We start from the raw sequence: 3467 nt of genomic DNA on the forward strand, positions 1-3467 counted from the left end.
TGGTGCCCGTGGTTGCCCAACGCGCTGCCGCAATGCTGGCCATTCTGCTGGTGGGTGGCCGTAATCGTCGATCACTTTTCTCGCCGCGTGATGGGCACCGCCACGTTTTACAAACAACCCAGCTCAGAACAAGTCCGCGTCCTGCTCGGGCGCACGATCCGCAAAGCCAGCGCCGCGCCAAAATATCTGATCTGCGACAAAGGCGTGCAGTTCTGGTGCGATATGTTCAAAACCTGGTGCCGGCGCCGCGGCATCAAGCCTCGTTATGGGGCCATCGGCAAAAAAGGCAGCATCGCCGTGATCGAGCGCTGCATCCTGACCATCAAGCAACTGCTGGCCTGCCTGCCGGTCGTGCCGCAATGGCGACCGGCCTTCAACCGCGAGTTAACTCTGCTCGTCCAGTGGTACAACGAGCACCGCCCGCACGAAACCCTGCGAGCTAAGACACCCAACGAAGCCTATCACCACCGTTTCCCGGCCTGCCGAACGCCGCGGCACGAGCCGCGATCGCGCTGGCCGCGTGGGTCGCCTTGCGCCCGGCCGTGGGCGCTGGTCCGCGGTGCGCTCGGCGCACGACTGGAACTCGAAGTTAACTTCCTCGCGAGCCGCAAGCACCTGCCGATCGTGCGACTGACGCGCGTCGCTTAGCGCTCGTCCGCAGGGCAAGCACCAAGCGCGCTTTCATTCACGGCCGCGCCCACACTGCGCGCCAAGGGACCGCTCGGCGCGCCCAACACAAACCAAATTGTCAAACGCCCACGGCGCTGAACCGCCCAAGCGCCCCCCCAGCCGCGCGCATGCCCACCGACGCATTTTCTTTACGCGTCCCAGATTCACAAGCTTATAGCCGCACAAATGTTCACACAAGATTCGCTGAGCCGGGACACCGAGAAGCAATGGCTACCCCGGGGTGCGGTCAAAGCCGGCTGGATGCCCAAGCCGCTTTGACGATTGGCTACGGGTAGCCGTCGACAATTCGATGAGCCGATATGGGGATCCGTCGACGCGTCGTTGCGTGAAGCGTTCACTCAAGATTCGCTGGACCGGGACAGCGGGACACCGAGATTCCGCCAACGCTCACAACAACCCTAACACCGCATGCGCCACGAATATCGGGACCTTGCAAACGACCGCCAACACCACCGCGTCGCTTAGTCGCACATCGACAATGCGCATTACATTCATCTGTCGAATATAAAGCTTTGCCTCAAAAGAAATCGCTTGTGACGGGAAGTATTTGTCGATAATGACGAATTCCAGGCTTCCGCCGAGCGCGTCGATAATCGATCCCATTGCCCCGTGGGTTAGCGGCCGAGGGTGTTGGAATGGTTCCAACTGCCACCAGAGCGCCGCAGCCTCGAAGAATCCGATCGCACAATCCAACCGCCGCGAACCCCCCGCCTCTCGAAGGGAGAGGTAACATGGCTTGTCAGTACGGTCATCATAGAGAAGCATTTCTATGTCAAAAATGACACCGTCGTCCGACTCGCGACTTGGCCCAGTTCCGACGCGCGAAGCAGCGTAGTAGCTAGCCGCGAAGTGTTGGACGTGCTCGGCACAGTAATTCGAGCGTTCGACAATATGGCGGGTCCGCATTCCATAGACATGATCGACGGCCACCTGTTCGCACGCTGGGAAGTCGCATCTGTGTGAATCCATAGGGCGCTCAAGGCATTCAGAAACGTAATGATTCCCGCAACGAAAGTGCCGGCCGCCACCCGCCGATAAATACCTCCCACGAATTTGCGAACCGATATGAACCGGCCGCGCTGGCGAAGGCTCTTGGGCGCTGCCGGCATCGCGTATATTCGTGGCTATTTCACCTGATCCAATACCGCACGGCGCAAAGGACTCTTCGGTCGATCAAAGCGATTTCAGTTATTTGAGAACGGCGGAATCGGCCCCGAGCCTCCTGGTCTCACGTCCGGCGGGAACCGATCCCAACCCGAACCCGGCGGCGGGAACCAATCCGGACCCGGCGGAGGGCCTAATGGGCCTCTACCACCAGGGGGCATGGACGGTGGCGTATATGGCGTATATGGTGCAAGCGGGCGGCTGGAACCTGGTCCAATACCAGGCGGCGGTGGCGAATAATCACTCACGCCAGGAAAGTTACCGGGAATACCCTTGTTCGGGTTGAGCGCATCAAGCGCCATCTGCTCCGGCGTTTTGAGCGGCGGCGCGAAAGTCGGCGGGGTAAGTTCCGACAACGCGCTGCCCACCGCGCTTTGCGTGGCATTATACACGTAAGGCGCGGCGACCACGCCAGCGATGCCCCCCACTCCAGTTCCGAACTGTGTCCCCTGCTGAGACGGAGTAAGATTAAGGGGTTGCCATGTGCCGGGGTCGACATTGGCCGTCCCCTTCACCAATGGGCCAACTGGCGAATTGTCTGCAAGTGACCCGCCCCAGCTCTCGGTCGCCGTTTGCCCGTCGGCTGTGCGTTCGCCAGCCGACCAGCCAACGTTATATGCCCAGTACCATAGACCGCCAATGGCAGCGCCTCCGGCGATCAGCGGCGAAAAGGCAGCCACTCCGCCGAGCACGACGGTCCCGCCAACCACCACCGCAGTGGTCTTCACGGCGGCCGGCACCGCGGCCTCAGTAAAATCCACTGCGCTGTCGCCAAACGTTTGTCTCGCGGCCAAATCAATATCTGCGAAGAGGTCGGCGCCTGAGCTTTGCGGCGCTGGCGGCGTCACGCAGTTGTAATAGCCCGACGTGTTCTGCGTGCCGGAGCCAAAAGCGATCGCATACAGGGGATCGGGCGGCCGGGTACCCGTTTGAACGCCCGAATCCTGGATCGCTTGGATAAGTTGCTCAGTGGTTACGCCGCCGCTCGAATCGGTCGAATTAGGATTGCCGGCGCGGTAAAAGCCGTACTGCGCAAGGTAGTCCGCTTCGCCCTCCCCAGGCAGCATAGGGAAATCTTCCTTCAACGTCGCGATATCAGCATCGCCTAGCGGACTCAATGACGTGGTGGCCGATGCCTGTGCTGCGGGCGCAGTGCTCTGCCCTGTTTGCAAAATCTCCTGCTGGAGGGAAGCCCTTGCAGCCTCGACATCATCATCCTCGCTGCCCTCCGAAGCGTCATCGCCACTGGCAGGCGCGTCGGTTGACCCGGGGGCCGCCGACACCGCGTTCTGCAACAGCGCCAGGGTCTCGGGCGATATGCCAGGGTCCGGCACGTTGCCATTCGCATCCAAGCCGAAGTTCACTGGCGTGTTCGCGATCGGCACCGGTGTCGAGAAATTAAGCGACGCCAACGGGTTCGCCTGACTCAAGCCGCTGGGGTCCACCATGTCAATCGGGCTGTTGCCGGCATACTCGTACAGGTTCCCATCCGCACTGCCGGAGAAGCCGCTGGGGTCCTGGCTGATGAACTCGCCGGTCGAAGGATTGTAGATCCGCGATTGGGTTTCGAGCATGCCGAGCGCCAGGTCATTGACGTAGCCGGCGTAGCCGTC

General features: G+C 61.2%; 3 protein-coding genes. 1 reads left to right on the plus strand and 2 read right to left on the minus strand.

Going from position 1 to position 3467, the window contains the following annotated elements; genetic code table 11:
* Window positions 1-54: 54 nt before the first annotated feature.
* Window positions 55-648 (plus strand): DDE-type integrase/transposase/recombinase, encoded by a 594-nt coding sequence (locus tag VGG64_06400; protein ID HEY1599214.1) that lies wholly within the window; start codon window positions 55-57, stop codon window positions 646-648.
* A gap of 429 nt (window positions 649-1077) precedes the next feature.
* Here VGG64_06400 and VGG64_06405 read toward each other — a convergent pair whose 3' ends face one another.
* Entirely contained in the window at window positions 1078-1659 is a 582-nt protein-coding gene (locus VGG64_06405; protein HEY1599215.1) for a bifunctional nuclease family protein, read from the minus strand.
* 215 nt (window positions 1660-1874) lie between these two features.
* On the minus strand, window positions 1875-3467 hold a 1593-nt coding region (locus VGG64_06410; protein ID HEY1599216.1), incomplete at its 5' end, for an RHS repeat-associated core domain-containing protein.

It is taken from the genome of Pirellulales bacterium, assembly GCA_036490175.1.
Classification (GTDB): domain Bacteria; phylum Planctomycetota; class Planctomycetia; order Pirellulales; family JACPPG01; genus JACPPG01.